The following is a 25,554-nucleotide window of genomic DNA, read 5'->3' as shown; positions in this document are numbered from 1 at the left end:
GTAATCTTGGCGCGTGAGTACGAGCGGAATCGATGTAACAGCGCAGTTGGGCACGGTGTTGACCGCAATGGTGACGCCGTTCAAGCCCGACGGCTCGCTCGATCTCGATGCCGCCGCTCGACTGGCCAATCACCTGATCGACGCAGGCTGCGACGGCCTGGTGCTCTCTGGCACCACCGGTGAATCGCCGACTACCACCGATGACGAGAAGCTCGCACTGCTGCGCACGGTGCTGGAGGCCGTGGGGGACCGGGCCCGCATCATCGCCGGCGCGGGCAGCTATGACACCGCCCACAGCGTGCAGCTGGCCAAGGCCAGTGCCGCCGAAGGCGCGCACGGACTGCTCGTGGTGACGCCGTACTACTCGCGGCCCCCGCAGGCGGGTCTGCTGGCGCACTTCACCGCCGTCGCCGATGCCACCGGTCTGCCGAACTTGCTCTACGACATCCCGCCGCGGTCCTCGATCCCGATCGCGTGGGAGACCATCCGCGCATTGGCCGCGCACCCGAACATCGTCGGCGTCAAGGACGCCAAGGGAGATCTGCACGGTGGTGGCCAGATTCTCGCCGAGACCGGTCTGGCGTACTACTCCGGTGACGACACGTTGAACCTGCCCTGGTTGGCCATGGGCGCGGTCGGTTTCGTCAGCGTCTGGGGGCATCTGGCCGCCGGGCAGTTGCGAGACATGTTGACCGCATTCAACTCTGGTGACATCGCCACGGCCCGCAAGATCAACGTGTCGCTGGCCCCGCTGGCCCGGGCCCAGGCCCACCTCGGTGGGGTGACCATGTCCAAGGAAGGCCTGCGGTTGCAGGGATTCGATGCCGGTCAGCCACGGCTGCCGCAGATCCCGGCGTCCCCGGCCGAGATCGAGGCGCTCGCCGTCGATATGCGTGCGGCTGCGGTGTTGCGATAGTGAGCACCGAACTCGCGCCCCCCAAGCCACTGGCCCCCGGCGGTCTGCGAGTTACCGCCCTGGGCGGAATCAGCGAAATCGGCCGCAACATGACGGTCTTCGAGCACCTGGGCAGGTTGCTCATCGTGGACTGCGGGGTGCTTTTCCCCGGGCACGACGAGCCCGGCGTCGACCTGATCCTGCCGGACCTGCGTCACGTCGAGGGCCGGCTCGACGACGTCGAGGCGCTCGTCGTCACGCACGCCCACGAGGACCACATCGGCGCGATCCCGTTCCTGCTCAAGCTCCGCCCCGACATCCCGGTGGTCGGCTCGAAGTTCACCATCGCGCTGATCCGCGAGAAGTGCCGCGAGCACCGGATCAAGCCGGTGTGCGTGGAGGTCGCCGAGCGGCAGAGCACCCAGCACGGTGTCTTCGAATGCGAGTACTTCGCGGTCAACCACTCGATCCCGGGATGTCTGGCCGTTGCGATCCACACGGGCGCAGGCACCGTCCTGCACACCGGAGACATCAAGCTCGACCAGCAGCCGCTCGACGGCCGCCCCACCGACCTGCCGGGTATGTCGCGCCTGGGCGACGCCGGGGTGGACTTGTTCCTGTGTGATTCGACCAACTCCGAACACCCTGGCGTCAGTCCGTCCGAGAGTGAGGTCGGCCCGACGCTGCACCGGCTGATCCGCGGGGCCGAGGGCCGCGTGATCGTCGCGTGCTTCGCGTCCAACGTCGATCGCGTGCAACAGATCATCGATGCCGCCGTGGCGCTGGGGCGGCGGGTTTCGTTCGTCGGGCGTTCGATGGTGCGCAACATGGGCATCGCCCGTGAGTTGGGCTACCTACGGGTCACCGATGCCGACATCCTCGACATCGGCGCGGCCGAGATGATGCCGCCCGAGAAGGTCGTGTTGATCACCACCGGCACGCAGGGCGAGCCGATGGCCGCGCTGTCGCGGATGTCTCGCGGTGAGCATCGCAGCATCACGCTGACCGCAGGCGATCTGATCATCCTGTCCTCGTCGCTGATCCCGGGCAACGAGGAAGCGGTCTACGGCGTCATTGATGCCCTCGCCAAGATCGGCGCCCGAGTCGTCACCAATGCCCAAGCGCGTGTTCATGTTTCGGGCCATGCCTATGCCGGTGAGCTGCTTTTCCTCTACAACGGGGTTCGGCCCCGCAACGTCATGCCGGTGCACGGCACCTGGCGCCACCTCCGCGCGAACGCAGCACTGGCCGCCAGCACCGGCGTGCCGCAGGAGAACATCGTACTGGCCGAGAACGGTGTGAGCGTGGACCTGGTGGCAGGCAAGGCCTCGATCGCCGGCGCGGTGACCGTGGGCAAGATGTTCGTCGACGGGTTGATCACCGGCGATGTCGGCGACGCCACGCTCGGCGAACGTCTCATCCTGTCTTCGGGTTTCGTGGCGGTGACGGTGGTGGTGCATCGCGAGACCGGGAAGCCGGCCGCTCCGGCCCACCTGCACTCCCGTGGCTTCTCCGAGGACCCGAAAGCACTGGAGCCGGTGGCCCGCAACGTCGAACGGGAACTGGAAAGCCTTGCCGCCGACAACATCACCGACCCGACACGCATCGCTCAGGCGGTGCGGCGCACCGTGGGCAAGTGGGTGGGCGAAACCTACCGGCGTCAGCCGATGATCGTCCCGACCGTCATCGAGATCTAGCCGAATTGGTGCGCTGAGCGGGTCTCTGCAGCCGTTAGATTGGGTCGGTGAGCCGCCCCGCACCTCAGGTGCCATTCGAGCGACGTCGTCCGATTCCCGCGCTCAACTCGGTGGACGAAGTCAAGCGCGCAGTGGAGTACCCGTACACGATCCGTGTGTTCGTGGTGATGATGGCCGTCGGCGCGGTCTACCTCGTGTGCGTGGCGGCCTACGCGATCGCCACCCGTGATCACCAGAACATGGCTGTCTTCACAGTGCTTGTGGCAGTGTGGTTCGCGTTGTTGTTCGGAGCCACCAAGCTGATGCCCTCGGTGCTGATGCGCCGCTTCTACGCCCGGGTGCTGCGCGGCGGAATCCTGTGCGACGTGTACCCGGCCCGTTTTCCCCACTCCGACACCGCGATTCTGATCGATGTGCGGTTGTCGGACGCCCAGGCGGCGTACGTGCATGATGCGATCGCCTCCTGGCTCGGGCGGATGTCTTCGGAGCCGGCGGCCCACGCGCAGGCCGGAGACCTGTTCGCCGACAGTCAGATTCGCAGTGCCGACGAGCTCGCGGGCCTGGGCGCCAGTGGTGGATTCCTCGTGGCCCGCGACAACAATCCGCACAAGGGCTGGCGTCTGATTCTTCCCGAGACGAATCCGCGCGACCCGCACCGGCCGTATTCGAATGGCCTTGTGGTTCAGGTCAACACGCCGAGCCTGGAGTCAGCCGGCAAATAGCAGGACTCCGCCGGTCAGCAGGGCGACGACCTTGATCAGCTCGAACGCGACGTAGACGTAGTGCGCCTGCGACCGGCCGTGCACTTCCTGTCCCGGAGCGACGGCCAACACTGCGTTCGACCGCTGAGTCAGCTTGGGCCGCACGGCGATCAGCTGCACGGCCAGCGCTGCGACGGCAATCGCGAAGACCGCGATCGTCGCCGCTGACGGGCGATGCGTGGCGAGGGCCGCGACGACGACCACGGCGAACGCAGTTTCCACGGTGTTGAGCGCACGGAAAACTTTGCGCCCGATGCCGAGCCCGATCTGCAGCGTCACGCCGGGCGCCTGGAATTTCAGCGGCGCCTCGATGAACGAGATCGCCAGCACCATGCCCAGCCAGCAGAAGGTCACCGCGACCGCGACAGCCGCACCGGCATTCATCATGAATCTCCTCTCGGGCCGAGACGGGCCACGCACAGATCCGGTTCGACGAACGCGTCGAGCCGCTCGACCGCAACGGGTGCTTGCCAGCTTTCCAACGCGCCCTGCATCAACCCCAGGTGGATCGGACACACCAGAGCGGCGCGCGTCTGGGCGAGGTCGAGAAAGGGGCAGTGGCGCAACCGGAGCCGGTCATCGTCGGGTGGTTCGGGTGCGAAGCCGATGTCGTCGAGTGTCTGAACGAGGGCGTCAACAGGGGAGTCGGTAGCCGGGCGCGGCAACGTGCGTCCCCACGCGCGCCCCATCTCCCGGGCCTTGGTGGCTGGATCGTCGTCGGCGGCCAATCCGTTGGCCAGAATTTCGGCCAGCATCCGGTAGCGCGTCGGGCCGGCCGGGTCCATCCGGCGCACCGCCCGGTGGAGCTGTGGGGGGCGACCGGGGCTGCGGTGGTGAGGTTGGACACGTTCCACGTGGCCGTCGGCCTCGAGATGGTCCAGGTGGAACCGCACGGTGTTGGGGTGAACTGCGAGTTCGGCCGCGAGCTGCGCGATGGTCATCGGCGTAGGCGAGGCCTTCAGCGTGCTCAGCACGTCGACTCGGCGCTTCCCGATCGCGGTGACCATAGATAGAGTTTATACAAACAGAGTTTGTAGAAACTAGAGCGCGCCCCACCGGCCCGGGAAGGGACCTGTCCGATGGCTGAAGACCTGTCTGGCCACGACGATGTCGAGCTGTTGCTGTGGTGCTTCTACAGCAAGGCGTTGTCCGATCCGGTGCTCGCCGAGCCGTTCGCAGAGCTGCGTGCCAAAGGTCTGCGCTCCCATCTGCCTGTCATGTGCGACTTCTGGGAGACCGTGCTGTTCCGTGCCGGGCTCTACCGGCGCAGCGCCCTGATCGTGCACCGCGAGCTGCACGCCCGTCACCCGTTGTCGGCCGAACACTTCGTGCGGTGGCTGACGTTGTGGACCGACACCGTTGACGAGCTGTTCGCGGGCCCGCACGCCGAGCGGGCCAAGCTGCAGGCCGGGCGTATCGCCAAGGCCATGCACCGGCGACTGGCCGGTGTCGATGCCGCCGAGCTCGACGCTCTGGTTGCCTGCTAGCGCTTGCGGCAGGTCAGGTTCGGTGGCCTGGATCAGTTGTCTTCGGGCAACCGACTAGCGCATGGTCCGGGTGAACGCACCCAGCCCGGCCGGCAGGAACGCGCCCGCCAGTTCGTCGTCGACCAGCCGCCGCCGGATCGGCTCGTACTGTTCGACGGCGGCCAGCACCATGGGGCCGATCGCGGTCGCCGTGACGGGTTCACTCATCGCTTGTTGACGATGCCGGCATCCACCGGAAGTGTCACACCCGTGACGTAGCGCGCCTGATCCGACACCAGCCAGGCCACCGCGTTGGCGATGTCCTCGGCCTGCACCACCTGCACCGGGAGCGCATTCGCGAAATCGGTTGGCGCGTTCGACTCTTCGGAGACCTGCCGTAACCAATCCCGGGTGAACTCGTTGTTGATCATCGGCGTGTCTACCCCGGTGGGGTGGATGGAGTTGACCCGGATGCTGTGTGGAGCAAGGAAATTGGCGTATGCCCGCATCAGTCCGACCACTCCGTGCTTGGCTGCGGTGTAGCCGATCGACCCGCGGTCGCCGCCGCCGATTCCGATCAGCCCGGCAGCCGAGCTGATCAGGACGATCGATCCGCCATCGCCCTGAGCGACCAGGTGCGGAATCGCCGCCTCCACGGTGTGGTGGACACCGGTCAGGTTGACGTCGACGACATCGCGCCAGCCGTCGGGCCCGGACTGCATCGGGGCGATGCCGGCGTTGGCGACGACGATGTCGAGCCGGCCGAGCTGATCCATGCCGGTCTGCAAAGCCGCCCTCAGCGCCTCCTCGTCGCGGACGTCTGCCTGCAGCGCGACGATGCGCGCGCCGGTGTCCTCGACGAGCTTGACCGTGGAGGCCAGATCATCGGGCGTGGCCAGGGGATAGGGCACCGATGCGATCTGCCCGCACAGGTCGATCGCGATGATGTCGGCTCCGTCGGCGGCCAGCCGTAGGGCCTCGGCCCGCCCCTGGCCGCGGGCGGCGCCGGTGATGAACGCGACCTTCCCGGCCAGGGGAGCCTCGGCGCTCATCAGCTACGGAGCTGACCCTTGGCCGGGTCACCTGCCACGACGGGCTGCAACATTTTGATATCGGGAGCGCCGTCGAGCAGCTCACCGATCGAGCCGAACAGGGTGCCGATCGCCGGGGCGGTGCTGTGAGCCTTGAGCGCGTCGGCGTCGGCCCACTGCTCGACGAAGACGAAGGTGCCGTCGGCCTCGTGCAGTGAGTACAGCTGGCAGCCCGGCTCGTCATGAACAGCGGCGACGGCATTGGTGCAGGCTTCGCGCACCGCATCGACGGACTCGGGCTTGGCCTTCATGGTGGCGACAACGACAACGGGCATAGGGGCAGAACTCCTCGGTGAGTGCCGAAACTGGACGAGTGTCCACCCTATGCGATGGTCCGGTGAATTCGGTTCGTATGGCTAAGTGTCAATTGAGACCGTCTTGTGACCCGTGTGGCAGATGGTGATTGTGGGGCATATGCGACTAGGCTTGCGGTCATGGCTAACAAGACCGCCGGCCGATCCGGAGCGCGTTCGAGCAGGTCAAACGCCAGCTCGCGGGGCGGGTCGCGGCGCCAGGCGCCGGCTCGCCAGGGTCGTCAGAGCCGCCCGCCTGCGCCCCGGCGCAAGCCCGCGCGCCGGCCTCAGGCCTCGCCCGTGGCGCTTGCCGGCCAGAAACTCGGCCAGGGAGCCCGCGCGGGCTGGCTGATGCTGGCCAGGGGGGCCGGCTCGACTGCCCGTTCAGTGGGCCGGGCCCGCGACATCGAGCCCGGCCACCGCCGCGACGGCCTGGCGCTCGCCCTGGTGGGCATCGCCGTCGTCGTCGCCGCCAGTTCGTGGCTCCATGCGGCCGGGCCGGTCGGGCACTGGATCGATACCGCGCTGCGCACGATGATCGGCGGTCCCGTGGTGCTCGCGCCCGTCGTACTCGGCGTCATCGCGGTGGTGCTCATGCGCACTGAACCCGACCCCGAATCCCGCCCCCGGCTGATCCTGGGCTCGGCCATGATCGCGCTGCCGATGCTGGGTTTGTGGCACCTGTGGTCGGGCTCCCCGCAGGATCCGACGGCACGTCAGCACGCGGCCGGGTTCATCGGCTTCGCCATCGGCGGACCGCTGTCGGACGGGCTGACCGAGTGGATCGCTGCGCCGCTGCTGTTCATGGCGGTGCTGTTCGGCGTGCTGCTGGTGACCGGGACGACGATCCGCGAAGTGCCATCGACGTTGCGCACGATGTTCAGCACCCGGGCGTTCCACGACGAGTACGACGATGAGTACGCCGACGAGTACGACGGGGATGACGGCTACGACGATCTGTCCGACGGCTACTACGACGACGACTCCGCACGTGGGGACACGCAGGCCCAGAACTGGCCGACGGCAGCGCTCGAGGCACCCAAACCGGCGGGCACCCCGATGGACAACTACCCGCTGCCCGATGACGCCGACGCGCCGACCGTCCCGGAACCCGCGGTCAAACCGCGCCGGAAGAAGGCCGAGAGCAAGCCCAAGACTGACGACACCCTGGTGATGGACCGGGTGGTCGAGGGCCCTTACACGCTGCCGTCCCTGGATCTGCTGGTCGCCGGTGATCCGCCCAAGCTCCGCACGGCGGCCAACGACCAGATGACCGACGCCATCACCTCGGTGCTGGAACAGTTCAAGGTCGACGCAGCCGTCACCGGCTGCACCCGCGGTCCGACCGTCACGCGCTACGAAGTCGAGCTCGGGCCCGGCGTCAAGGTCGAGAAAATCACTGCGCTGCACCGCAACATCGCCTACGCGGTGGCCACCGAGAGTGTGCGCATGCTCGCGCCCATTCCCGGCAAGTCGGCCGTCGGGATCGAGGTGCCCAACACCGACCGCGAGATGGTGCGACTGTCGGATGTGCTCACCGCCCCCACCACGCGTCGCGACCATCACCCGCTGGTGATCGGCCTCGGCAAGGACATCGAAGGCGACTTCGTCTCGGCCAACCTGGCCAAGATGCCGCACCTGCTGGTGGCCGGCTCCACCGGTTCCGGTAAGTCCAGCTTCGTCAACTCGATGCTGGTGTCGCTGCTGGCGCGGGCCACCCCCGAAGAGGTCAGGATGATCCTGATCGACCCGAAGATGGTGGAACTCACCCCCTACGAAGGCATTCCGCACCTGATCACGCCGATCATCACCGAGCCCAAGAAGGCCGCGGCGGCGTTGGCCTGGTTGGTCGAGGAGATGGAGCAGCGCTACCAGGACATGAAGGCGTCCCGGGTCCGTCACATCGACGTGTTCAACGAGAAGGTGCGGTCCGGCGAGATCACCACCCCGTTGGGCAGTGAGCGGGTGTACAAGCCCTACCCGTACATCCTGGCCATCGTCGACGAGCTCGCCGACCTCATGATGACCGCGCCGCGTGACGTCGAGGACGCCATCGTGCGTATCACCCAGAAGGCGCGTGCGGCCGGTATTCACTTGGTGCTGGCCACCCAGCGACCGTCGGTGGACGTGGTCACCGGTCTGATCAAGACGAACGTGCCCTCCCGGCTGGCATTCGCCACCTCGTCGCTGACCGACAGCCGCGTCATCCTGGACCAGCCCGGCGCCGAGAAGCTGATCGGCATGGGTGACGGCCTGTTCCTGCCGATGGGCGCCAACAAGCCGTTGCGTATGCAGGGCGCGTTCATCACCGACGAGGAGATCCACGCCGTCGTCGAGGCCACCAAGACCCAGGCCGAGCCCGAGTTCGTCGAGGGCGTCACCGCGGTCAAGGCCGGCGAGCGCAAAGACGTCGACCCCGACATCGGCGATGACATGGACGTCCTCCTGCAGGCCGTCGAGTTGGTGGTGTCCTCGCAATTCGGGTCCACCTCGATGCTGCAGCGCAAGCTGCGCGTCGGGTTCGCCAAGGCCGGCAGGCTCATGGACCTCATGGAGACCCGCGGCATCGTCGGACCGTCCGAGGGTTCGAAGGCACGCGAGGTGCTCGTCAAGCCAGACGAGTTGGCAGGCACGATCGCGCTGATTCGCGGTGGGTCGGACGCCGTCGGCGGGGACGCCGACGACGACACCGAGGAGTTCTGACTTCTGTGCCGAAACGGCATTCCGGCACAGCTTCGGCCAGTGATGGCCTTCCGGAATGCCATTTCGGCGGAAAGAACTAGAGCGCCAACAACATCCGGGTGTTGCCCAAGGTGTTGGGCTTGACGTAGGACAGGTCGAGAAACTCCGCCACACCGGTGTCGTATGAGCGGCACATCTCCTCGTACACCTCGGCGGTCACCGGGGTGCCGTCGATCTCCTCGAAGCCGTGCTTGGCGAAGAAGCCGACTTCGAATGTCAACACGAAGATGCGGCTCAGATGCAGCTCGCGGGCGACGTCGAGCAACTGCTCGACGAGTACGTGCCCGACGCCGGTGCCCCGGACTTTCGGATGCACCGCCACGGTGCGCACCTCGCCGAGATCGGCCCACAGCACATGCAACGCGCCGCAACCGACCACCTCGCCGTCGAGCTCGGCCACCCAGAATTCCTGGACCGCCTCGTACAACGTCACCAGGTTTTTCTCCAGCAGGATCTTGCCCGCATAGACGTCCACCAGGTACTTGATTGCCGGGACATCGGACGTGCGGGCCCGCCGCACCACAGGGTGTTTGCGCGACTCGGCACTGCCTGCGTTCACAGGCGCAAGAGTATCCGTTTCGGCAACCGATATTCTGTTGCGGTGCCGGGCCAACCTTCTACCGATCCGGTGGTTCCGCGTGCGCGCGTGGCCAACCTCGCCAACGTGCTCACCGGTGTGCGCATGGTGCTCGTTCCGGTGTTCCTGGTTTTTCTGTTCGCCGGCGACGGCCATGAAACCGGCTGGCGGATCGCCGCTTTCACGGTGTTCGCGATAGCGGTGATCACCGACCACTTCGATGGGGCACTGGCCCGCAGCTACGGCATGATCACCGAGTTCGGCACCTTGGCCGATCCGATCGCCGACAAAGCGCTGATCGGGGCGGCGTTGATCGGGCTGTCGATGCTGCACGACCTGCCGTGGTGGATCACTGCGGTGGTGCTGGTCCGTGAGATCGGTATCACGGTCCTGCGGTTCGCGGTGCTGCGCCACGGCGTGATCCCGGCCAGCCGCGGCGGCAAGCTCAAGACACTCGTGCAAGCCGTGGCCATCGGGCTGTTCATCCTGCCGTTGCATGCCTGGCCCGACATTTGGCTCAACGTCGCATGGGTGACCATGTGGGCCGCCGTGGTCCTGACCGTGCTCACCGGCGCCGATTACGTCATCTCCGCGATCAGGGATTCGCGTGGACGATCCGCTGCTCACTGACGACGCCAGGGCGCTGGTCGCCGATCTGACGGTGCGCTCCCAGAGCGTGGCCACCGCCGAGTCGCTCACCGGCGGGCTGCTCGCGGCGACGCTGGCCGGGGTTTCCGGGGCCAGTGCCGTGTTGCAGGGCGGCCTGGTCACCTACAACGAGGACACCAAGGTCTGGCTGGCGGGCGTGGCCCCGCAGGTGCTCGACGCGGTCGGCCCGGTCGCCGCACCCACCGCGCGGGCGCTGGCAGTCGGAGCCCGGCAGCGCTGTGCAGCGACTTGGGGTGTCGGCCTGACCGGTGTGGCCGGGCCGGAGCCGCACGGTGGACACCCGGTGGGCACGGTGTTCATCGGCCTGGCCGGGCCCGTCGACACCCAGGTCGTCGAGTTGTCACTGACCGGTTCACGCTGGGACATCCGGCGCGCGGCCGTGGACGAGGCGATCGCCCGATTGCGCTTCCTGGTCGAGAACCAGTAACCGAAATCGCGTCAATCGTTCCGCCCGGGAACCTTGCGAAGATCGCCGGCGTTGGTCTGTTAGCGACCTGTGACAGGCGAGGCGAAGGAGAGTGCGATGACGACATTGCTGCGCGAGGTGATCGGCGACGTACTGCGTAACGCCCGCACCGAGCAGGGGCGCACGTTGCGTGAAGTCTCCGACGCCGCCCGCGTGAGTCTCGGATACCTCTCCGAGGTGGAGCGGGGCCGTAAGGAGGCCTCCAGCGAACTGCTCGGCGCCATCTGCGACGCCTTGGACGTGCCACTGTCACGGGTACTCACCGACGCGGGCGAGAACATGGCCGAACGTGAGCACGTCGACGCGGCGGTCCCGGCGTCGGCTCACGCCAACGTCGCCCACATCGATGCGGCCACCAAGGTCGTCATCCCGCACGCCGTGTCGATGGCCGTCGCGTGACATGAACCCGGCCCCGGTCTGATTGCGCTGTTCGTGCCCGCGGCGCGAATTTTCGCAAAACGCCCACGCGAACAGTGCGCGGGGCTGTGGCTGCTTGTCCGGAACCGATAAGTTGGCATCAGAGGAATTGCGGAAATCTGAATGACGAGGCCCCATCAAGGGCCCGACAAGCCCGACAGATAAGGCGGAACGAACCAATGGCCAATCCGTTCGTCAAGGCGTGGAAGTACCTGATGGCGCTGTTCAGCTCCAAGGTGGACGAATACGCCGATCCGAAGGTGCAGATCCAGCAGGCCATCGAGGACGCCCAGCGTCAGCACCAGGCCCTCACCCAGCAGGCCGCCCAGGTCATCGGCAACCAGCGCCAGTTGGAGATGCGGCTCAGCCGCCAGTTGGCAGACATCGAGAAGCTGCAGGTCAACGTCCGTCAGGCGCTGACGCTGGCTGATCAGGCCACGGCTGCCGGTGACGCGGCCAAGGCCACCGAGTACAACAACGCCGCTGAGGCATTCGCCGCCCAGCTGGTCACCGCCGAGCAGAGCGTCGAGGACCTCAAGGGTCTGCACGACCAGGCCCTGCAGGCGGCCGCGCAGGCCAAGAAGGCCGTCGAGCAGAACGCGATGATGCTGCAGCAGAAGATCGCCGAGCGCACCAAGCTGCTGTCGCAGCTGGAGCAGGCCAAGATGCAGGAGCAGGTCAGTGCCTCGCTCCGGTCGATGAGCGAGGTGGCCGCGCCCGGCAACACTCCGAGCCTCGACGAGGTGCGCGACAAGATCGAGCGCCGCTACGCCAATGCGATCGGGCAGGCCGAGCTGGCCCAGAACTCGGTCCAGGGCCGCATGATGGAGGTGCAGCAGGCCAGCGTCCAGATGGCCGGGCACTCACGGCTCGAGCAGATCCGTGCCTCGATGCGCGGCGACGCCCTGCCCAGCGGCGACGCTTCTCCGGGCACGCCGGCCTCGCCGTCGACCAACCAAACCTCTGCCACGCCCGAAAACCCGCTCGGCCAATAACGATTCGAGTGGGTTAGATCATGGCTGTCAAGACCGGACGACCGGACACCTGGAGATCGCTGGCGCAGCGGGCCATCGACACCGCGGCCGATCTGTCCGGTGCGCTGACCGAAAAGCTCAGTGCCGCCGCCGATCCGCGCGCAAAGCTGTTGCGCAAGCGGCGGTGGGCACTGCGCTTCGGGGTGTTCTTCACCTTGTCCAGCGTGTTCTGGGTACTGGTGACGGCGCTGCTGGCGTCGTGGAGCACACCCGTCTGGGGCCTGATCATCAGTGGAGCGCTCGCAGCCGGCGCGGCCTTCCCGGCCACGCTGTTCTGGCTGCGCTACCGGTGGCTGCGCGCGGAACCGCTTCCGGCGCAGCGACCCGTGGCCGGACGCCGGTTGCCGCCGTGGGGTTCGGCGGCGCGTCAGCCCATGGCGGCGCTGATGGCCTCCGAACGCGGCATGTTCTCGTTGCTCGGCGTGCTGGAGCGCGGTCGGATGCTTCCGGCCGACGAACTGCGTGAGCTGACCGCGGTGGCCAATCACACGGCGCGGACGATGGCGGCCACCGCCACCGAGGTGGTGTCGATGGAGCGGGCGATCAGCAACGCCCCGCAGTCGCGCCAGCATCTGGTGCCGACCATCAACGCGTTCACCGCCCAACTCGGTCAAGGTGTGCGGCAATACAACGAGATGGTCACCGCCGCAGCCCAGCTGGTGTCGACGGTGAACAGCGGCCAGGGCGCGGCGTCGCCGTTGGCGCAGCAGCGTTACCGCAGCGAGCTGACCGGCGCCACCGATCGTCTGATCGGCTGGGCGCAGGCGTTCGACGAACTCGGTCAGCTGCGCCGCGCGTGACCCGGCGCTACAGCGAGGGCCGCAACGACGGTACGACCACCCCGGCCAGCCCGCGCAGCGTGGCCTTGAACATGTCGAGGAAGTCGAAGTAGTCCCGCCACAGGGTGATTCGGCCTTCGTGCACCTCGAAGACACCGCACACCCAGAACTGCAGACGGACCGGGCCGAACACCAGCGCATCGGTGCGTTCGGTCAGCACGGCCGCACCATCGGCGGCAATCCGGTGGATCTTCACCTCGAAACCGGCTCGCCCCTCCATGGAGCGAAACAGCTTTATCGCGCGATTACGCCCATAGATCGTCGGCAGGCCGACGTTCTGGTAGACGAGGTTCTGCGCCAATGCGTTCTCGGCGGTGTCGAAATCCTGTTCCTGCAGTGCGTTGAGGAACGTCTCGACCGTGCTGGTCTGCGACGCAGCTGCGGTGGTGGATTGGTCAGCCATGCCCGAAGCCTAGTGCGGGAAGGCTGTGGCAAGGTAGCCCGGTGCGCGTAGCAGTGGTCGCCGGGCCGGATCCCGGGCATGCCTTCCCGGCCCTGGCGTTGTGCTTGAAGTTCCTGGCCGCGGGGGATGTCCCGACGCTGCTGACCGGCGTCGAATGGCTCGATACCGCGCGAGCGGCCGGGGTCGAGGCGGCCGAACTCGTCGGCCTCGATGTGACCGATGCCGACGACGATGCCGATGCCGGAGCCAAGATCCACCAGCGTGCCGCGCGGATGGCCCAGCTCAACCTCCCCGGCCTGCGGGAGCTGCAACCGGACCTCGTCGTCTCCGACGTCATCACCGCCTGTGGGGGGATGGCCGCCGAACTGCTCGGATTGCCGTGGGTCGAGCTGAATCCGCATCCGCTGTACCTGCCGTCGAAGGGGTTGCCGCCGATCGGCAGTGGGTTGGCCCCCGGGGTCGGCCTGCGTGGACGTCTTCGCGACACCGTCATGCGCGCCCTGACCGCGAGATCGATCCGGGCCGGTCTGGCCCAGCGGGCTGCGGTACGGGCCGACATCGGCCTTCCACCGGTCGATCCCGGGCCGCGGCGTCGGCTGATCGCCACCCTGCCCGCGCTTGAGGTGCCGCGTCCGGATTGGCCGGCCGAGGCCGTGGTGGTGGGCCCGTTGCATTTCGAGCCCACCGACGCGGTACTGACCGTGCCGCCGGGATCGGGACCGGTCGTGATGGTGGCGCCGTCTACTGCGACCACCGGTACGCAGGGGATGGCCGAGTTGGTCCTGGAATCGTTGCGCCCCGGCGACACGCTGCCGGCGGGCGCCCGGGTGGTGGTGTCGCGACTGGGTGGCGCCGAACTCGAGGTGCCTCCGTGGGCGGCGGTGGGCCTGGGCCGGCAGGACGAGTTGTTGTCGCGGGCCGACCTGGTGATCTGCGGCGGCGGGCACGGCCTGGTGTCCAAGGCACTTCTGGCCGGTGTGCCGATGGTCGTGGTACCCGGTGGCGGTGATCAGTGGGAGCTCGCCAATCGCGTTGTGCGCCAAGGTAGTGGGCAGCTGGTGCGCCCCCTTTCGGGCGAGGCGCTGACGGCCGCCGTCGGTACCGTGCTCGCTTCACCGTCATACCGCGCGGCCGCCCGGCGCGCCGGAACCTCGGCGGACGAGGTGGCAGATCCGGTACGGGTGTGCCATGACGCACTCGTGCGCACTGGGTAGGTTGGGCTCGTGCGGCTGACGGAATTCAATGAGCTCGTGGACGGCCAGTTCGGCACGATGCGAGGCCGTTCGCTGCTCGTCGACCACGTGCTCAGTGCCCTCGACGGCCGGACGGCCGCACAGGCCATCGAGGACGGCGAGGAGCCGCGCAATGTGTGGCGGGCACTGTGCGCGGATTTCGACGTTCCCCGTGACCAGTGGTGAGCGTTCAGTGGTGACTTCCGCGGGGAGGCCACCGGCTTCCCCTGCGCAGATTTTCGGCGTATACCGGAGTCATGGGTCTCGGTGACCATCCGATGCGGACGCCCCTCTACGGTGTCCTGCTGGTGATCGCAGCGGTTCTGCTGTGCTGGTTGGTCGCGTCAACTCTGAGTGGCTGGCAGGCCGCCCTCGGATATTTCCTGGCCATCGCCGTCGGCGCATTCGGCTTCGTCCTGACGCTGCGGGATCTCGACAACTTTCCGAACTGGCGTCACTGACCGAGATCATCTCCGGCGTGTCCACTTGAGTCGAACAGATGTTCGTCTAGTGTGGGCGGTGTTCGACCGACTTGTCGGTGCCCTGGCCTAGCGTCACGGCCAACCGATCGGAACACCGGTCAACACGACTACTTGGAGAGGCACCATCATGGCGCAGCAGGCCCCTGATCGCGAAAAAGCGCTCGAACTGGCGATGGCCCAGATCGACAAGAACTTCGGTAAAGGCTCGGTGATGCGCCTCGGCGAGGAGGTGCGCCAGCCGATTTCGGTGATCCCCACCGGTTCGATCTCCCTGGATGTGGCCCTCGGCATCGGCGGCCTGCCGCGCGGCCGGGTGGTCGAGATCTATGGCCCGGAATCCTCGGGTAAGACCACTGTGGCGCTGCATGCGGTGGCCAACGCCCAGGCCGCCGGCGGCATCGCGGCGTTCATCGACGCCGAGCATGCCCTGGATCCCGAGTACGCCAAGAAGCTCGGTGTGGACACCGATTCGCTGCTGGTGAGCCAGCCGGACACCGGCGAGCAGGCGCTGGAGATCGCCGACATGTTGGTGCGCTCGGGCGCGCTGGACATCCTGGTGATCGACTCGGTGGCCGCCCTGGTGCCCCGCGCTGAGATCGAGGGCGAGATGGGTGACAGCCATGTCGGCCTGCAAGCCCGCCTGATGAGCCAGGCGCTGCGCAAGATGACCGGCGCGCTGAACAACTCGGGTACCACCGCGATCTTCATCAACCAGCTCCGCGAGAAGATCGGCGTGATGTTCGGCTCGCCCGAAACCACCACGGGCGGTAAGGCTTTGAAGTTCTATGCCTCGGTCCGCCTGGACGTGCGTCGCATCGAGACACTCAAGGACGGCACCGACGCGGTCGGTAACCGCACGCGCGTCAAGGTCGTCAAGAACAAGGTGTCGCCGCCGTTCAAGCAGGCCGAGTTCGACATCCTGTACGGCCAGGGCATCAGCCGCGAAGGTTCGCTCATCGACATGGGTGTCGAGCACGGCTTCATCCGCAAGTCCGGGTCCTGGTTCACCTATGAGGGTGAGCAGCTGGGCCAGGGCAAGGAGAACGCCCGCAAGTTCCTGCTGGAAAACGTCGACGTCGCGAACGAGGTCGAGAAGAAGATCAAGGAAAAGCTCGGTATCGGTGCCGTGGTGACCGCCGAGGCGACCGCTGATGACGTCCTTCCCGCCCCGGTTGATTTCTGAGCCGTCGGGTACGCCCGAGGGGGAGCAGGCGCAGGATCCTCGCAAACGCGAGGAACAGGCCAAGAACGTCTGTCTGCGCCTGCTCACCGTACGGGCCCGCACCCGCGCCGAGTTGACCGAGCAGCTCACCAAACGGGGCTACGAAGAAGACCTCAGCGCCAAAGTGCTCGACCGGCTCACCGAGGTCGGGCTGATCGATGACGAGGACTTCGCCGAGCAGTGGGTGCGGTCACGGCACGCCAACGCGGGAAAAGGCAAGCGCGCCTTGGCCGTCGAACTCCGCAAGAAGGGCGTCGACAATGACGTCATCGACGCTGCACTGGCCGATCTGGATCCGGCGGCCGAGCGACAACGGGCCGAGCAGTTGGTCCGCGACAAGCTGCGTCGTGAACGGCTCGATGACGAGGACGGCGATGTGAAGGTGACTCGCCGATTGGTCGGCATGCTGGCCCGTCGTGGCTACAACCAGTCGATGGCCTTCGACGTCGTCAGTGTCGAGCTTGCCGCCGAACGGGAGCGCCGCCGGGTGTGATCAGTCGCGTGGGGGGTGCAACATCTGTGCGCCCGGTGCGCCCTCCTGCTCGACCTCCTCGGGCTCGAGTGGCGCGGGCCCGCGGCTGGAACGACGCAAGCGCTGCTCGATCCTGGTGGCCAACGACGACAATGCCATGTTGACGCTGATCATCAAGATCGCGATGACGATCAGTGCGGGCAGGATGTTGCCGTAGGCCGACCCGATGTTCGTGCCCTGGCGAACCATCTCCACGAACGTGATCTGATAACCGATTGCGGTGTCCTTGAGCACCACGACCAGTTGCGAAACCAGCACCGGCAGCATCGCGGTGATGGCCTGCGGCAACAGGATCAGGCGCATGGTCTGCGTCCACGTCAATCCCAGCGACCACGCAGCCTCCTGCTGGCCACGAGGAAGGGAATGGACGCCGGCCCGAACGATTTCGGCAATCACCGCGCCGTTGTAGAGGGTCAACCCGGTCACCACGCCGGCCAGCGCCACGTGCCTGGTCAAGAACTCGTCGAACGTCCCGAAGTCGAGCATGCTGTAGAGGAAGAACGCGAACAGCATCATGATCAGCACCGGCACGGCGCGGAAGAACTCCACGATGACCGCGCAGGTCCATCGGATCGGCGCGATCGGCGCCAGGCGACCAATACCGAGCATCAAGCCGAGCACCAGGGCCAGAACGATCGATATCGCCGCAGCCGTCAACGTTCCCTCGATGCCGGGCAACACGTAGGTGACCCACGGGTCCGAGGTGAGGAACGGCTTCCACTTGGCGGGCTGGAGTTGGTCTTTCTCCCACAACCGGAAGAGCACGAAGGCGATCAGTGCGAGCGCGGCGAACGCGGCGAGCACCGTCAGTACGTTGTTGCGTACCCGTGCCCTGGGACCCGGGGCGTCGAACAGCACCGATGCGGCCATTACCGTGCCTGTCCGTTCTTCGCGCAAGCGCTCATCGGTGTGGGTTCGTTCTTCGCGCAAGCGCTCATCGGTGTGGGTTCGTTCTTCGCGCAAGCGCTCATCGGTGTGGGTTCGTTCTTCGCGCAAGCGCTCATCACCGTGCCACCGCCAAGCGCTTACCCAACCAGCCGAACAACAGCCCCATCGGCAATGTCAGCAGGATGAACCCGGCGGCCATGATGGCGCCGACGGTGAGCACTGCCGCAGTCGACTCGATCATCTCCTTCATCAACAGCGCCGCTTCCGCCACGCCGATCGCCGAGGCGATCGTGGTGTTCTTCGTCAATGCGATCAACACCGATCCCAGCGGAATGATCACTGCACGAAATGCCTGGGGCAGCAGGATCAGTCGCAGGTTCTGCCCGAAGGTCAAGCCCAGCGACCGGGCCGCCTCGGCCTGACCCATGGGCACCGTGTTGACCCCGGATCGCACCGTCTCGCATACGAAAGACGCGGTATAGACCGTCAATCCGAGTACGGCCAGCCGAAAGTTGCTGTCGGCGATCGATGTCGGTGAATGCGGGTCGACCAGCGTGATCCGTAGTGTCTGACCGACCCCGAGTGCACAGAACACGATGATCAGGGTCAGGGGAGTGTTGCGGATGACGTTCACGTAGGCGGCGCCGAGCCAGTTCAGCACCGGCACCGGTGCCAGCCGCATGGCGGCCAGCACCGTGCCCAGGATCAGCGCACCGATCGCGGAGTACACCGTCAGCTGGATCGTGGTCCAGAACGCCGCGAATATCTGGTCGCGGTATGCGTCGAATATCTCCACAATCGGCGCGCTACCGGCTCAGTTGCGGTCGACGGCGGGCGGCGCCGGGGTGGTGATACCCGCGGGGCCGAGGTTGCGCTCGAACGCTTCTTTCCAGGCTCCGCTGGATTCCATCTTCTCGAGCGCGTCGTTGATCTTGTTGCGCAGCTCGGTGTCACCCTTCTTCAGACCGATGCCGTAGCGCTCCTCGGAGAAGGTGTCACCAGCGATCTTGAACGTGCCCGGGCTCTGCGCGGCGTAGCCGGCCAGAATCACCTCGTCGGTGGTCAACGCGTCCACGGCACCGCTCTTGAGGGCGTCCAGGCACAGCGTGTACGTGTCGTACTGCTGCAGTTGCACCTTCGGGTACTCGTCCTTGATCCGCTGCGCCGGGGTCGACCCCGACACCGAACACAGCTTCTTGTTGTTCTCCAGCGAAGCTGCCCCGGTGATGTCGGTGTTGTCGGCGCGCACCAGCAGGCTCTGCCCGGTGAGCAGGTACGGGCCCGCGAAGTCGACCTTCTCCTTGCGTGCATCGGTGATCGAGTAGGTCCCCGCGATATATTCGACCTGACCGTTCTGGATCAGCGTCTCGCGCTGCGGCGAGGGCGCTTCCTTCCACTCGATCTTGTCCTCGGGGTAACCGAGTTCGTTGGCCACGTATTTGGCCACGTCGACATCGAACCCGGACATGGTGCCGTCGGGCTTCTTCAGGCCGAGCCCGGGCTGGTCGTACTTGGTACCGATGACGATCTTGCCGGAGTCGCCACCACCGCCACAAGCGGTCGCGGCGAAGGGGAGGGCGATCGCGAGCGCGAGGGTACCGACCAACTTGAACGGCGCTGATGGCATGTTCGGGTTCCTTTCGGGTGCAGCGTTAGTGCGGAGGTCAGTGGTGCAGGATCTTGCCGAGAAAATCTTTGGCGCGTTCGGATTTCGGATTGTCGAAGAACTCGGCCGGTGGAGCGTCTTCGACAATCGCGCCGTCGGCCATGAACGCCACCCGGTCAGATGCCCGGCGGGCGAAACCCATCTCGTGGGTGATCACCACCATTGTCATGCCCTCGGAAGCCAACGAGGTCATCACCGCCAGCACCTCGTTGATCATCTCGGGGTCCAGCGCGCTGGTCGGCTCGTCGAACAGCATCACCTTCGGGTCCATCGCCAACGACCGAGCGATGGCCACGCGTTGCTGCTGCCCACCGGACAGCTGGGCCGGGTACTTGTCGGCTTGGTTGGCCACCCCGACGCGATCCAGCAGGGCCATCGCCTTCTCGCGTGCTGCGGCCTTGGACTTCCGGCGCACCTTCACCGGGGCGAGGGTGACGTTCTCCAGGATCGTCTTGTGCGCGAACAGGTTGAAGGACTGGAAGACCATGCCGACGTCCGAGCGCAGCTGGGCCAGCTTGCGCCCCTCGGCCGGCAGGGTCTGGCCGTCGATCTCGATGCTGCCGGAGTCGATGGTCTCCAGCCGATTGATCGTGCGGCACAGCGTGGACTTGCCCGAACCCGACGGGCCCAGCACCACGACCACCTGGCCCCGGCCCACTTCGAGGTTGATGTCGTTGAGAACGTGCAGCGGGCCGAAGTGCTTGTTGACCCCCGACAGCGCGATCATCGGCACATCTGGTCGTGCGGCATTGTCGACCTGCGGCTGCTCGCCGGGGCTTCCCATGGCAGGTGACCTTACCCAGGGAATGTCCGGCCTGCCCGGATCTCATGAATCCGCCGCGTTAACGTTTCGGACCCGTCCGTACCATTGAGGCCGTGACGACGATGGTGAACCGGGACGCGACGGCGCCGGACGAGCGCTCGCGCGAAGAGTCGTCGGTACAGGAACAGCGCGACGTGCGCACCTATCAGGTCCGCACCTACGGCTGCCAGATGAACGTACATGACTCCGAGCGGCTGTCGGGCCTGCTCGAGGACGCCGGATATCGGCGGGCCGAGGACGGCACCGACGCCGACATCGTAGTGTTCAACACCTGCGCGGTGCGCGAGAACGCCGACAACAAGCTGTACGGCAACCTCAGCCACCTGGCCCCGCGCAAGCAGTCCGATCCGAACATGCAGATCGCCGTCGGCGGATGCCTGGCGCAGAAGGACCGCGACTCGGTGTTGCGACGCGCCCCGTGGGTCGACGTGGTGTTCGGTACGCACAACATCGGGTCGCTGCCCACGTTGCTGGAACGGGCGCGGCACAACCGCACCGCCCAGGTCGAGATCGTCGAGGCCCTGCAGGAGTTTCCGTCCACGCTTCCGGCGACTCGCGAATCCGCTTATGCGGCTTGGGTGTCGATCTCGGTGGGTTGTAACAACACCTGCACGTTCTGCATCGTGCCCTCGCTGCGTGGCAAAGAGGTGGACCGGCGGCCCGGCGACATCCTGGCCGAGGTGCAGGCCTTGGCCGATCAGGGTGTGCTCGAGGTCACTCTGCTGGGCCAGAACGTGAACGCCTACGGCGTCTCGTTTGCCGACCCGGAGGTGCCGCGCGACCGCAGTGCCTTCGCAAAGCTGCTGCGCGCGTGCGGCGACATCGACGGGCTGGAGCGGGTGCGGTTCACCTCACCGCACCCGGCCGAGTTCACCGACGATGTGATCGAGGCGATGGCGCAGACTCCGAACGTGTGCCCGACATTGCACATGCCGCTGCAGTCCGGTTCGGACCGCATTCTCAAGGCGATGCGGCGCTCGTACCGGGCTGAACGCTACCTGGGCATCATCGACAAGGTGCGCGCCGCGATCCCAGACGCCGCGATCACCACCGATCTCATCGTCGGTTTCCCGGGTGAGACCGAGGAAGATTTCCAGGCCACCCTCGATGTGGTCGAACAGTCGCGATTCGCGAGCGCGTTCACCTTCCAGTACTCGATCCGGCCCGGTACCCCGGCTGCCGAAATGCCCGATCAGTTGCCGAAAGCGGTTGTCACCGAACGCTATCAGCGACTGATCGAGCTGCAGGAGCGAATCTCGCTGCAGGAGAACCAGGCTCAGATCGGGCGGACCGTCGAACTGCTGGTTGCCACGGGAGAGGGGCGTAAGGACGCCGCCACCGCCCGTATGTCGGGACGGGCCCGCGACGGCAGGCTGGTGCACTTCAGCCCCGGCCCGGACGCTGAGGGGATTCGGCCCGGCGACATCGTGACCACCACCGTGACCGGCGCCGCGCCGCATCACCTGATCGCCGATGCCCCGTTGGCCACGCATCGACGCACCCGCGCCGGTGACGCCCACGCCGCCGGGCAGCGCCCCCGTACCGGCGTCGGCCTGGGGTTGCCGCGGATCGGGGCGCCGGAGACCGCGCCGTCATCAGGAGGATGTGGCTGTTGAGCAAGGAAAGCGACTTCGAGCCGTTCAAGGACGACCTCGCCGCCGTCGAACGCAAGGTCACCCGCGAGTTCGACTCGGGTCCGCGCGCGATGGTCGTCGCGATCCTGGTGTTCGTGGTGCTGCTGTCGTTCGTGCTGCCGCACACCGGTTCCAGCAAGGGCTTCGACGTCCTCGTGGGTGACGCCACGGCCGTGGCCGACGGCATCTCACTGCCGTCGCGGGTCTTCACCTGGTTGGCGCTGGTGTTCTCGGTCGGCTTCTCGACACTGGCGCTGATCACCCGCCGCTGGGCGCTGGCCTGGGTGGCCCTGGCGGGTTCCGCCGTGGCCAGCGCGCTCGGGATGCTCGCCGTGTGGTCACGTCAGACCGCGGGGGACCATCCCGGCCCCGGCATCGGGTTGATCATCGGCTGGCTGGCGGTGATCGTGCTGACGTTCCACTGGGCGCGGGTCGTGTGGTCGCGCACCGCGATGCAGCTGGCCGCCGAGGAGGACCGGCGTCGCCAGGCCGCCGAGCATCAGCAGCGCGGCGTGCTCGACATCCCGAACGGTGACTCGACGAAGAAAACCGACGTCACCGAGACCGGCCCTGCGGACACGAAGCCCGACCAGCCGGACCAGACCTAGCCGCGGCTATTTGCGCTCTCCGAGCGCGGCTGCCGCCGCGTCGGCCCACTGACGCCACTGCTCGGCGCTGGCCCTGGCCTCGGCCGCATCCTTGGCCCGCCCGGCCGCCTCGGCCTTCTCCGCCTGCCGTTCGAACTGCTCGGCCCGTGAGCGGAACTGATCCGCCCGAGCCTTGGCCTCGGGATCGACGCCGCCGGCCGGGGCATCGCGAACCTTCTTTTCCACGGCGCGCAGCCGGCGTTCCAGGTCGGCAGCGCGTTCGCGGGGAACCTTGCCGATCGCGTCCCACTTGTCGCCGATGGTGCGTAAGGCCGCGCGGGCGGCGTCGAGGTCGGTCGTGTCGATCTTTTCGGCCTCGGCCAGCAGCGCCTCCTTGGCGGCGGCATTGGCCTTGAATTCGGCGTCGCGTTCGGCGTTGGCGGCGTTGCGGGCCCCGAAGAACGTGTCCTGAGCAGCCTTGAACCGGTGCCACAGCGCGTCGTCGACGTCCTTGGCGGCGCGTCCCGCGCTCTTCCACTGCGTCAACAGGTCGCGGAAGGCGGCCGCGGTGGCGCCCCAATCGGTCGAGCCGGACAGCTGCTCGGCCTGCTCACACAACGCCTCCTTGACCTGGCGGGCGCCGGCGCGGCCACGGTCGAGTTCGGCGAAGTGCGATCCGCGGCGGCGGTTGAAGGTCTCGCGCGCCGTCGAGTAGCGCTTCCACAGGGCGTCGTCGAGCTTGCGGTCCAGCCCGGTGATGGTGCGCCATTCGTCGAGAATCTCGCGTAGGCGATCCCCGGCGGCTTTCCACTGCGTGGAGTTCGCGGCCAGATCCTCGGCCTCGGCGGCCAGTGCCTCTTTGCGCGCGGTCTGCGCGGCCCGGTGCTCGTCACGTTGGGCGCGCTCGGTCTTGGCGGCCTCGTCGGCGTGGTCCACGATCGCTGCCAGACGGGTGCTCAACGCGTCGACGTCGCCGAGAACCGCTGCGGTGGGCAGACTTTCGGCCAGCGCAGCGGCAGCCGACTTGATCTTGCGGGCGTCACCGGTGCCCGAGGACAGTCGACGTTCCAGCAGCGCCACCTCGGTGTGCAGGTCATCGAAGCGTCGGCCGAAGTGGGCGAATGCCGCTTCGGTATCGCCGGCCTGCCACGAGCCGATGACACGTTCACCGGATCCGTTGATCAACCACACCGTGCCGTCGTCGTCCACCCGCCCGAAGCGGTGCGGATCGCTGGTCGGCGCCACCGCGACGACCGGGGCAACCCGGCTGGGGCGGGGGACGGGACGGGGCGGCCCCGGCCTCGGGGCAGGTGAAGGAGTGGGCCTCGGCGTGGGCCCGGACGTCGGCTGTGGGGTGGCTCCGCCTGGCTCACTGGTTGTCATATCCGCTCCTCGTACTCCGCGCGGTCCACCCGCGCATCTGCCGCGCGACGCGGCGCCTGATGCTGTCGCTTTGTCCGCTATTCAAGCAGGTCGTGCTGTGCCGTGCCCATGGCTTTAGGCTCAATGCCCCGACAAACTAGTTTGGTGACGTGCTCAGCGCCATCGCGATCGTCCCCGCAACCCCGGTTCTCGTGCCCGAACTGGTGGGTTCGGCCGCGGTCGAGGTGGCCGGACTGCGCGCGGCGGTGACCGCGGCAGCAACCTCGTTGCCGCCGCATTGGCTGGCGGTCGGCGTCGGCCCCTGCGACGCGGTCTACGGACCGGACTGTGCCGGGACCTTCGCCGGCTACGGCGTCGACGTCCCGGTGGCACTCGGCCCCGGACCCGTCGGGGGGCCGGTGGAACTGCCGCTGTGTGCCCTGATCGCCGGGTGGATCCGCGGACACGTTGCACCGGATGCCGCCATCGAGGTGCATGCCTACGCCGCATCACAACCGGTGGCGCAGGCACTGAGCTTCGGACGCTCCCTGCGGGCCCGTATGGAGGAATCCCCGGACCCCATGGGCGTACTCGTCGTCGCCGACGGCTTGCACACGCTCACCCCCTCCGCGCCCGGCGGGTATCTGCCGGATTCGGTGGCCACACAGCAGGATCTCGATGACGCGCTGGCCACCGGCGACCTCGCCGGGCTGGCCGAGCTGCCCGACACCGTGCTGGGGCGGGTGGCCTTTCAGGTGCTGGCCGGACTGGCCTGGCCAGAGCCGGGCACCGCCCGCGAGCTCTACCGCGGCGCGCCCTACGGGGTCGGCTACTTCGCCGGCGAATGGCTGCCATGACCCGGCCCATCGCGGTCATCGGGCCGACCGGGACCGGGAAATCGGCCCTGGCGCTGGCGATCGCCGAGAAATTGAGTGGGTCACGGGGCGTCGAAATAGTCAATGCCGACGCCATGCAGCTCTACCGCGGCATGGACATCGGCACCGCCAAGCTGCCCGTCGCCGAGCGACGCGGCATCCCGCACCACCAGCTCGATGTCCTCGAGGTGACCGAGACCGCGACGGTGGCCCGCTACCAGCAGGACGCCGCCGCCGACGTGGAGGCCATCGCGGCCCGCGGCGCGGTTCCGGTGATCGTCGGCGGTTCGATGCTCTACATCCAGTCGCTGCTGGACGAGTGGACGTTTCCGGCGACCGATCCGACGGTGCGGGCCCGATGGGAGGAGCGGCTGGCCGAGGTGGGGGTGGCCGCGTTGCATGCCGAGCTGACCCAAGTGGACCCTGCCGCGGGGGCGTCGATCCTGCCGACCGATGGCCGGCGGATCGTGCGGGCGCTGGAGGTAGTGGAGCTCACCGGCCTGCCGTTCGCCGCCTCGGCGCCGAGTATCGGTACTCCGCGCTGGGACACCGCGATCATCGGGTTGGATTGGGAGACAGCCGCTCTCGACACAAGGCTGGAACAACGTACCGACTCGATGTTCGCCGAGGGGCTGGTGGACGAGGTGCGCACGCTGATCGGCCGCGGGTTGCGGGACGGGGTCACCGCGGCGCGCGCTCTCGGTTACGCGCAGGTGCTCGCCGACCTGGATGCCGGGGGAGACGGTGCGGCGGCACGAGAGCCCACATTCATCGGCACCCGCCGCTATGTGCGCCGGCAGCGGTCCTGGTTCCGTCGCGACCATCGGGTGGTGTGGCTGGACGGGGCCGCCGACGGACTGGTGCACGACGCGCTGCGGGCGTGGCGGCACGTATCCTGAAC

At 67.2% G+C, this 25,554-nt stretch carries 31 protein-coding genes; 19 read left to right on the top strand and 12 right to left on the bottom strand.

Annotated elements, in window-relative coordinates; genetic code table 11:
* The first annotated feature begins 13 nt into the window (after positions 1-13).
* From dapA to BKG60_RS22335, 3 genes are read left to right on the top strand one after another with little or no spacing between them, the layout of a single operon-like run.
* Positions 14-916, top strand: a complete 903-nt coding sequence (gene dapA / locus BKG60_RS22345; RefSeq protein ID WP_070944037.1) for a 4-hydroxy-tetrahydrodipicolinate synthase — start codon at positions 14-16, stop codon at positions 914-916.
* Positions 916-2,592, top strand: coding sequence for a ribonuclease J (locus BKG60_RS22340; RefSeq protein ID WP_075910014.1), 1,677 nt, complete (start codon positions 916-918; stop codon positions 2,590-2,592). The genes dapA and BKG60_RS22340 overlap by 1 nt, the downstream gene beginning before the upstream one ends.
* Before the next feature lie 47 nt (positions 2,593-2,639).
* Positions 2,640-3,314 (top strand): hypothetical protein, encoded by a 675-nt coding sequence (locus BKG60_RS22335; RefSeq protein WP_131827528.1) that lies wholly within the window; start codon positions 2,640-2,642, stop codon positions 3,312-3,314.
* On the opposite strand, the gene BKG60_RS22330 is transcribed toward BKG60_RS22335, so the two are convergent.
* Positions 3,300-3,737, bottom strand: coding sequence for a hypothetical protein (locus tag BKG60_RS22330; RefSeq protein WP_075910012.1), 438 nt, complete (start codon positions 3,735-3,737; stop codon positions 3,300-3,302). The genes BKG60_RS22335 and BKG60_RS22330 overlap by 15 nt on opposite strands.
* Entirely contained in the window at positions 3,737-4,360 is a 624-nt protein-coding gene (locus BKG60_RS22325) for a helix-turn-helix transcriptional regulator (protein ID WP_075910011.1), read from the bottom strand. The genes BKG60_RS22330 and BKG60_RS22325 overlap by 1 nt, the downstream gene beginning before the upstream one ends.
* 72 nt (positions 4,361-4,432) lie before the next feature.
* Here BKG60_RS22325 and BKG60_RS22320 point away from each other — a divergent pair, with 72 nt between their 5' ends.
* Positions 4,433-4,840, top strand: coding sequence for a group III truncated hemoglobin (locus BKG60_RS22320; RefSeq protein ID WP_075910010.1), 408 nt, complete (start codon positions 4,433-4,435; stop codon positions 4,838-4,840).
* A gap of 54 nt (positions 4,841-4,894) precedes the next feature.
* Here the strand turns inward: BKG60_RS22320 and BKG60_RS31570 are convergent, their stop codons facing one another.
* Genes BKG60_RS31570 through BKG60_RS22310 form a run of 3 tightly spaced genes read right to left on the bottom strand, consistent with a single transcriptional unit; the run spans position 4,895 to position 6,185 of the window.
* Entirely contained in the window at positions 4,895-5,047 is a 153-nt protein-coding gene (locus BKG60_RS31570) for a hypothetical protein (RefSeq protein WP_423213081.1), read from the bottom strand.
* Positions 5,044-5,871 carry a mycofactocin-coupled SDR family oxidoreductase gene (locus BKG60_RS22315; protein ID WP_075910009.1) on the bottom strand — a complete coding sequence of 276 codons (828 nt, stop codon included), beginning with the start codon at positions 5,869-5,871 and terminating at the stop codon, positions 5,044-5,046. The genes BKG60_RS31570 and BKG60_RS22315 overlap by 4 nt, the downstream gene beginning before the upstream one ends.
* A complete protein-coding gene (locus tag BKG60_RS22310) occupies positions 5,871-6,185 on the bottom strand; it encodes a putative quinol monooxygenase (RefSeq protein WP_075910008.1) in 315 nt (104 codons plus the stop codon). The genes BKG60_RS22315 and BKG60_RS22310 overlap by 1 nt, the downstream gene beginning before the upstream one ends.
* A 159-nt stretch (positions 6,186-6,344) precedes the next feature.
* Here BKG60_RS22310 and BKG60_RS22305 point away from each other — a divergent pair, with 159 nt between their 5' ends.
* On the top strand, positions 6,345-8,906 hold the full coding sequence (locus tag BKG60_RS22305; protein ID WP_207553896.1) for an FtsK/SpoIIIE family DNA translocase: 2,562 nt from the start codon (positions 6,345-6,347) through the stop codon (positions 8,904-8,906).
* Positions 8,907-8,982: 76 nt separating this feature from the next.
* On the opposite strand, the gene BKG60_RS22300 is transcribed toward BKG60_RS22305, so the two are convergent.
* The gene (locus BKG60_RS22300) at positions 8,983-9,504 is read right to left on the bottom strand and encodes an amino-acid N-acetyltransferase (RefSeq protein ID WP_207553895.1); all 522 of its coding nucleotides are present in this window, start codon (positions 9,502-9,504) and stop codon (positions 8,983-8,985) included.
* Positions 9,505-9,546: 42 nt separating this feature from the next.
* On the opposite strand from BKG60_RS22300, the gene pgsA reads away from it, so the two are divergent.
* The 5 genes from pgsA (at position 9,547) to pspM (ending at position 12,908) form a co-directional block, all read left to right on the top strand.
* Complete coding sequence (gene pgsA, locus BKG60_RS22295) at positions 9,547-10,152, top strand: CDP-diacylglycerol--glycerol-3-phosphate 3-phosphatidyltransferase (protein ID WP_120765000.1); 606 nt, start codon at positions 9,547-9,549, stop codon at positions 10,150-10,152.
* The gene (locus BKG60_RS22290; protein ID WP_075910005.1) at positions 10,130-10,618 is read left to right on the top strand and encodes a CinA family protein; all 489 of its coding nucleotides are present in this window, start codon (positions 10,130-10,132) and stop codon (positions 10,616-10,618) included. The genes pgsA and BKG60_RS22290 overlap by 23 nt, the downstream gene beginning before the upstream one ends.
* Positions 10,619-10,714: 96 nt before the next feature.
* The gene (gene clgR / locus BKG60_RS22285) at positions 10,715-11,056 is read left to right on the top strand and encodes a transcriptional regulator ClgR (protein ID WP_075910029.1); all 342 of its coding nucleotides are present in this window, start codon (positions 10,715-10,717) and stop codon (positions 11,054-11,056) included.
* Positions 11,057-11,253: 197 nt separating this feature from the next.
* Complete coding sequence (gene pspA, locus BKG60_RS22280) at positions 11,254-12,069, top strand: phage shock protein PspA (RefSeq protein WP_075910004.1); 816 nt, start codon at positions 11,254-11,256, stop codon at positions 12,067-12,069.
* 20 nt (positions 12,070-12,089) lie between these two features.
* Entirely contained in the window at positions 12,090-12,908 is an 819-nt protein-coding gene (pspM, locus tag BKG60_RS22275) for a phage shock envelope stress response protein PspM (protein WP_075910003.1), read from the top strand.
* Positions 12,909-12,915: 7 nt separating this feature from the next.
* On the opposite strand, the gene BKG60_RS22270 is transcribed toward pspM, so the two are convergent.
* Entirely contained in the window at positions 12,916-13,350 is a 435-nt protein-coding gene (locus BKG60_RS22270; RefSeq protein WP_070944024.1) for a limonene-1,2-epoxide hydrolase family protein, read from the bottom strand.
* 41 nt (positions 13,351-13,391) lie between these two features.
* Here BKG60_RS22270 and BKG60_RS22265 point away from each other — a divergent pair, with 41 nt between their 5' ends.
* From BKG60_RS22265 to recX, 5 genes are all read left to right on the top strand, one after another.
* Entirely contained in the window at positions 13,392-14,564 is a 1,173-nt protein-coding gene (locus BKG60_RS22265) for a glycosyltransferase (RefSeq protein ID WP_070944023.1), read from the top strand.
* Positions 14,565-14,573: 9 nt separating this feature from the next.
* Positions 14,574-14,768 carry a DUF3046 domain-containing protein gene (locus BKG60_RS22260; RefSeq protein ID WP_070944022.1) on the top strand — a complete coding sequence of 65 codons (195 nt, stop codon included), beginning with the start codon at positions 14,574-14,576 and terminating at the stop codon, positions 14,766-14,768.
* Between the two features lie 71 nt (positions 14,769-14,839).
* Entirely contained in the window at positions 14,840-15,043 is a 204-nt protein-coding gene (locus BKG60_RS22255) for a hypothetical protein (protein ID WP_075910002.1), read from the top strand.
* Positions 15,044-15,191: 148 nt separating this feature from the next.
* A complete protein-coding gene (gene recA, locus BKG60_RS22250) occupies positions 15,192-16,247 on the top strand; it encodes a recombinase RecA (protein WP_070186559.1) in 1,056 nt (351 codons plus the stop codon).
* Positions 16,216-16,779: a recombination regulator RecX gene (gene recX / locus BKG60_RS22245; protein ID WP_070186558.1), complete on the top strand. Its 564-nt coding sequence runs from the start codon at positions 16,216-16,218 to the stop codon at positions 16,777-16,779. Before recA ends, recX begins: the two co-directional genes overlap by 32 nt.
* On the opposite strand, the gene BKG60_RS22240 is transcribed toward recX, so the two are convergent.
* From BKG60_RS22240 to BKG60_RS22225, 4 genes are all read right to left on the bottom strand, one after another.
* Positions 16,780-17,688 carry an amino acid ABC transporter permease gene (locus BKG60_RS22240; RefSeq protein ID WP_070186557.1) on the bottom strand — a complete coding sequence of 303 codons (909 nt, stop codon included), beginning with the start codon at positions 17,686-17,688 and terminating at the stop codon, positions 16,780-16,782.
* Positions 17,689-17,821: 133 nt separating this feature from the next.
* On the bottom strand, positions 17,822-18,502 hold the full coding sequence (locus tag BKG60_RS22235) for an amino acid ABC transporter permease (RefSeq protein ID WP_070944018.1): 681 nt from the start codon (positions 18,500-18,502) through the stop codon (positions 17,822-17,824).
* Positions 18,503-18,520: 18 nt separating this feature from the next.
* Entirely contained in the window at positions 18,521-19,333 is an 813-nt protein-coding gene (locus BKG60_RS22230) for a glutamate ABC transporter substrate-binding protein (RefSeq protein WP_070186555.1), read from the bottom strand.
* Between the two features lie 37 nt (positions 19,334-19,370).
* Positions 19,371-20,099 (bottom strand): amino acid ABC transporter ATP-binding protein, encoded by a 729-nt coding sequence (locus tag BKG60_RS22225; protein ID WP_070944167.1) that lies wholly within the window; start codon positions 20,097-20,099, stop codon positions 19,371-19,373.
* A 158-nt stretch (positions 20,100-20,257) separates the two neighbouring features.
* Here BKG60_RS22225 and miaB point away from each other — a divergent pair, with 158 nt between their 5' ends.
* Complete coding sequence (miaB, locus tag BKG60_RS22220) at positions 20,258-21,811, top strand: tRNA (N6-isopentenyl adenosine(37)-C2)-methylthiotransferase MiaB (RefSeq protein WP_075910001.1); 1,554 nt, start codon at positions 20,258-20,260, stop codon at positions 21,809-21,811.
* The gene (locus tag BKG60_RS22215; protein ID WP_075910000.1) at positions 21,799-22,437 is read left to right on the top strand and encodes an Rv2732c family membrane protein; all 639 of its coding nucleotides are present in this window, start codon (positions 21,799-21,801) and stop codon (positions 22,435-22,437) included. Before miaB ends, BKG60_RS22215 begins: the two co-directional genes overlap by 13 nt.
* Before the next feature lie 6 nt (positions 22,438-22,443).
* Here BKG60_RS22215 and BKG60_RS22210 read toward each other — a convergent pair whose 3' ends face one another.
* A complete protein-coding gene (locus tag BKG60_RS22210) occupies positions 22,444-23,799 on the bottom strand; it encodes a DUF349 domain-containing protein (protein ID WP_075909999.1) in 1,356 nt (451 codons plus the stop codon).
* 149 nt (positions 23,800-23,948) lie between these two features.
* Between BKG60_RS22210 and BKG60_RS22205 the strand changes: the two genes are divergently transcribed.
* Together BKG60_RS22205 and miaA are read left to right on the top strand one after the other, a co-directional pair.
* A complete protein-coding gene (locus tag BKG60_RS22205) occupies positions 23,949-24,635 on the top strand; it encodes a class III extradiol ring-cleavage dioxygenase family protein (protein ID WP_070944013.1) in 687 nt (228 codons plus the stop codon).
* Positions 24,632-25,552 carry a tRNA (adenosine(37)-N6)-dimethylallyltransferase MiaA gene (gene miaA / locus BKG60_RS22200; protein ID WP_070186550.1) on the top strand — a complete coding sequence of 307 codons (921 nt, stop codon included), beginning with the start codon at positions 24,632-24,634 and terminating at the stop codon, positions 25,550-25,552. The genes BKG60_RS22205 and miaA overlap by 4 nt, the downstream gene beginning before the upstream one ends.
* Positions 25,553-25,554 lie beyond the last annotated feature (2 nt).

Source organism: Mycobacterium syngnathidarum (assembly GCF_001942625.1).
Classification (GTDB): domain Bacteria; phylum Actinomycetota; class Actinomycetes; order Mycobacteriales; family Mycobacteriaceae; genus Mycobacterium; species Mycobacterium syngnathidarum.
Note: the sequence above shows the minus strand (reverse complement) of the source record. Positions and strands in the feature narration are given on the sequence as shown.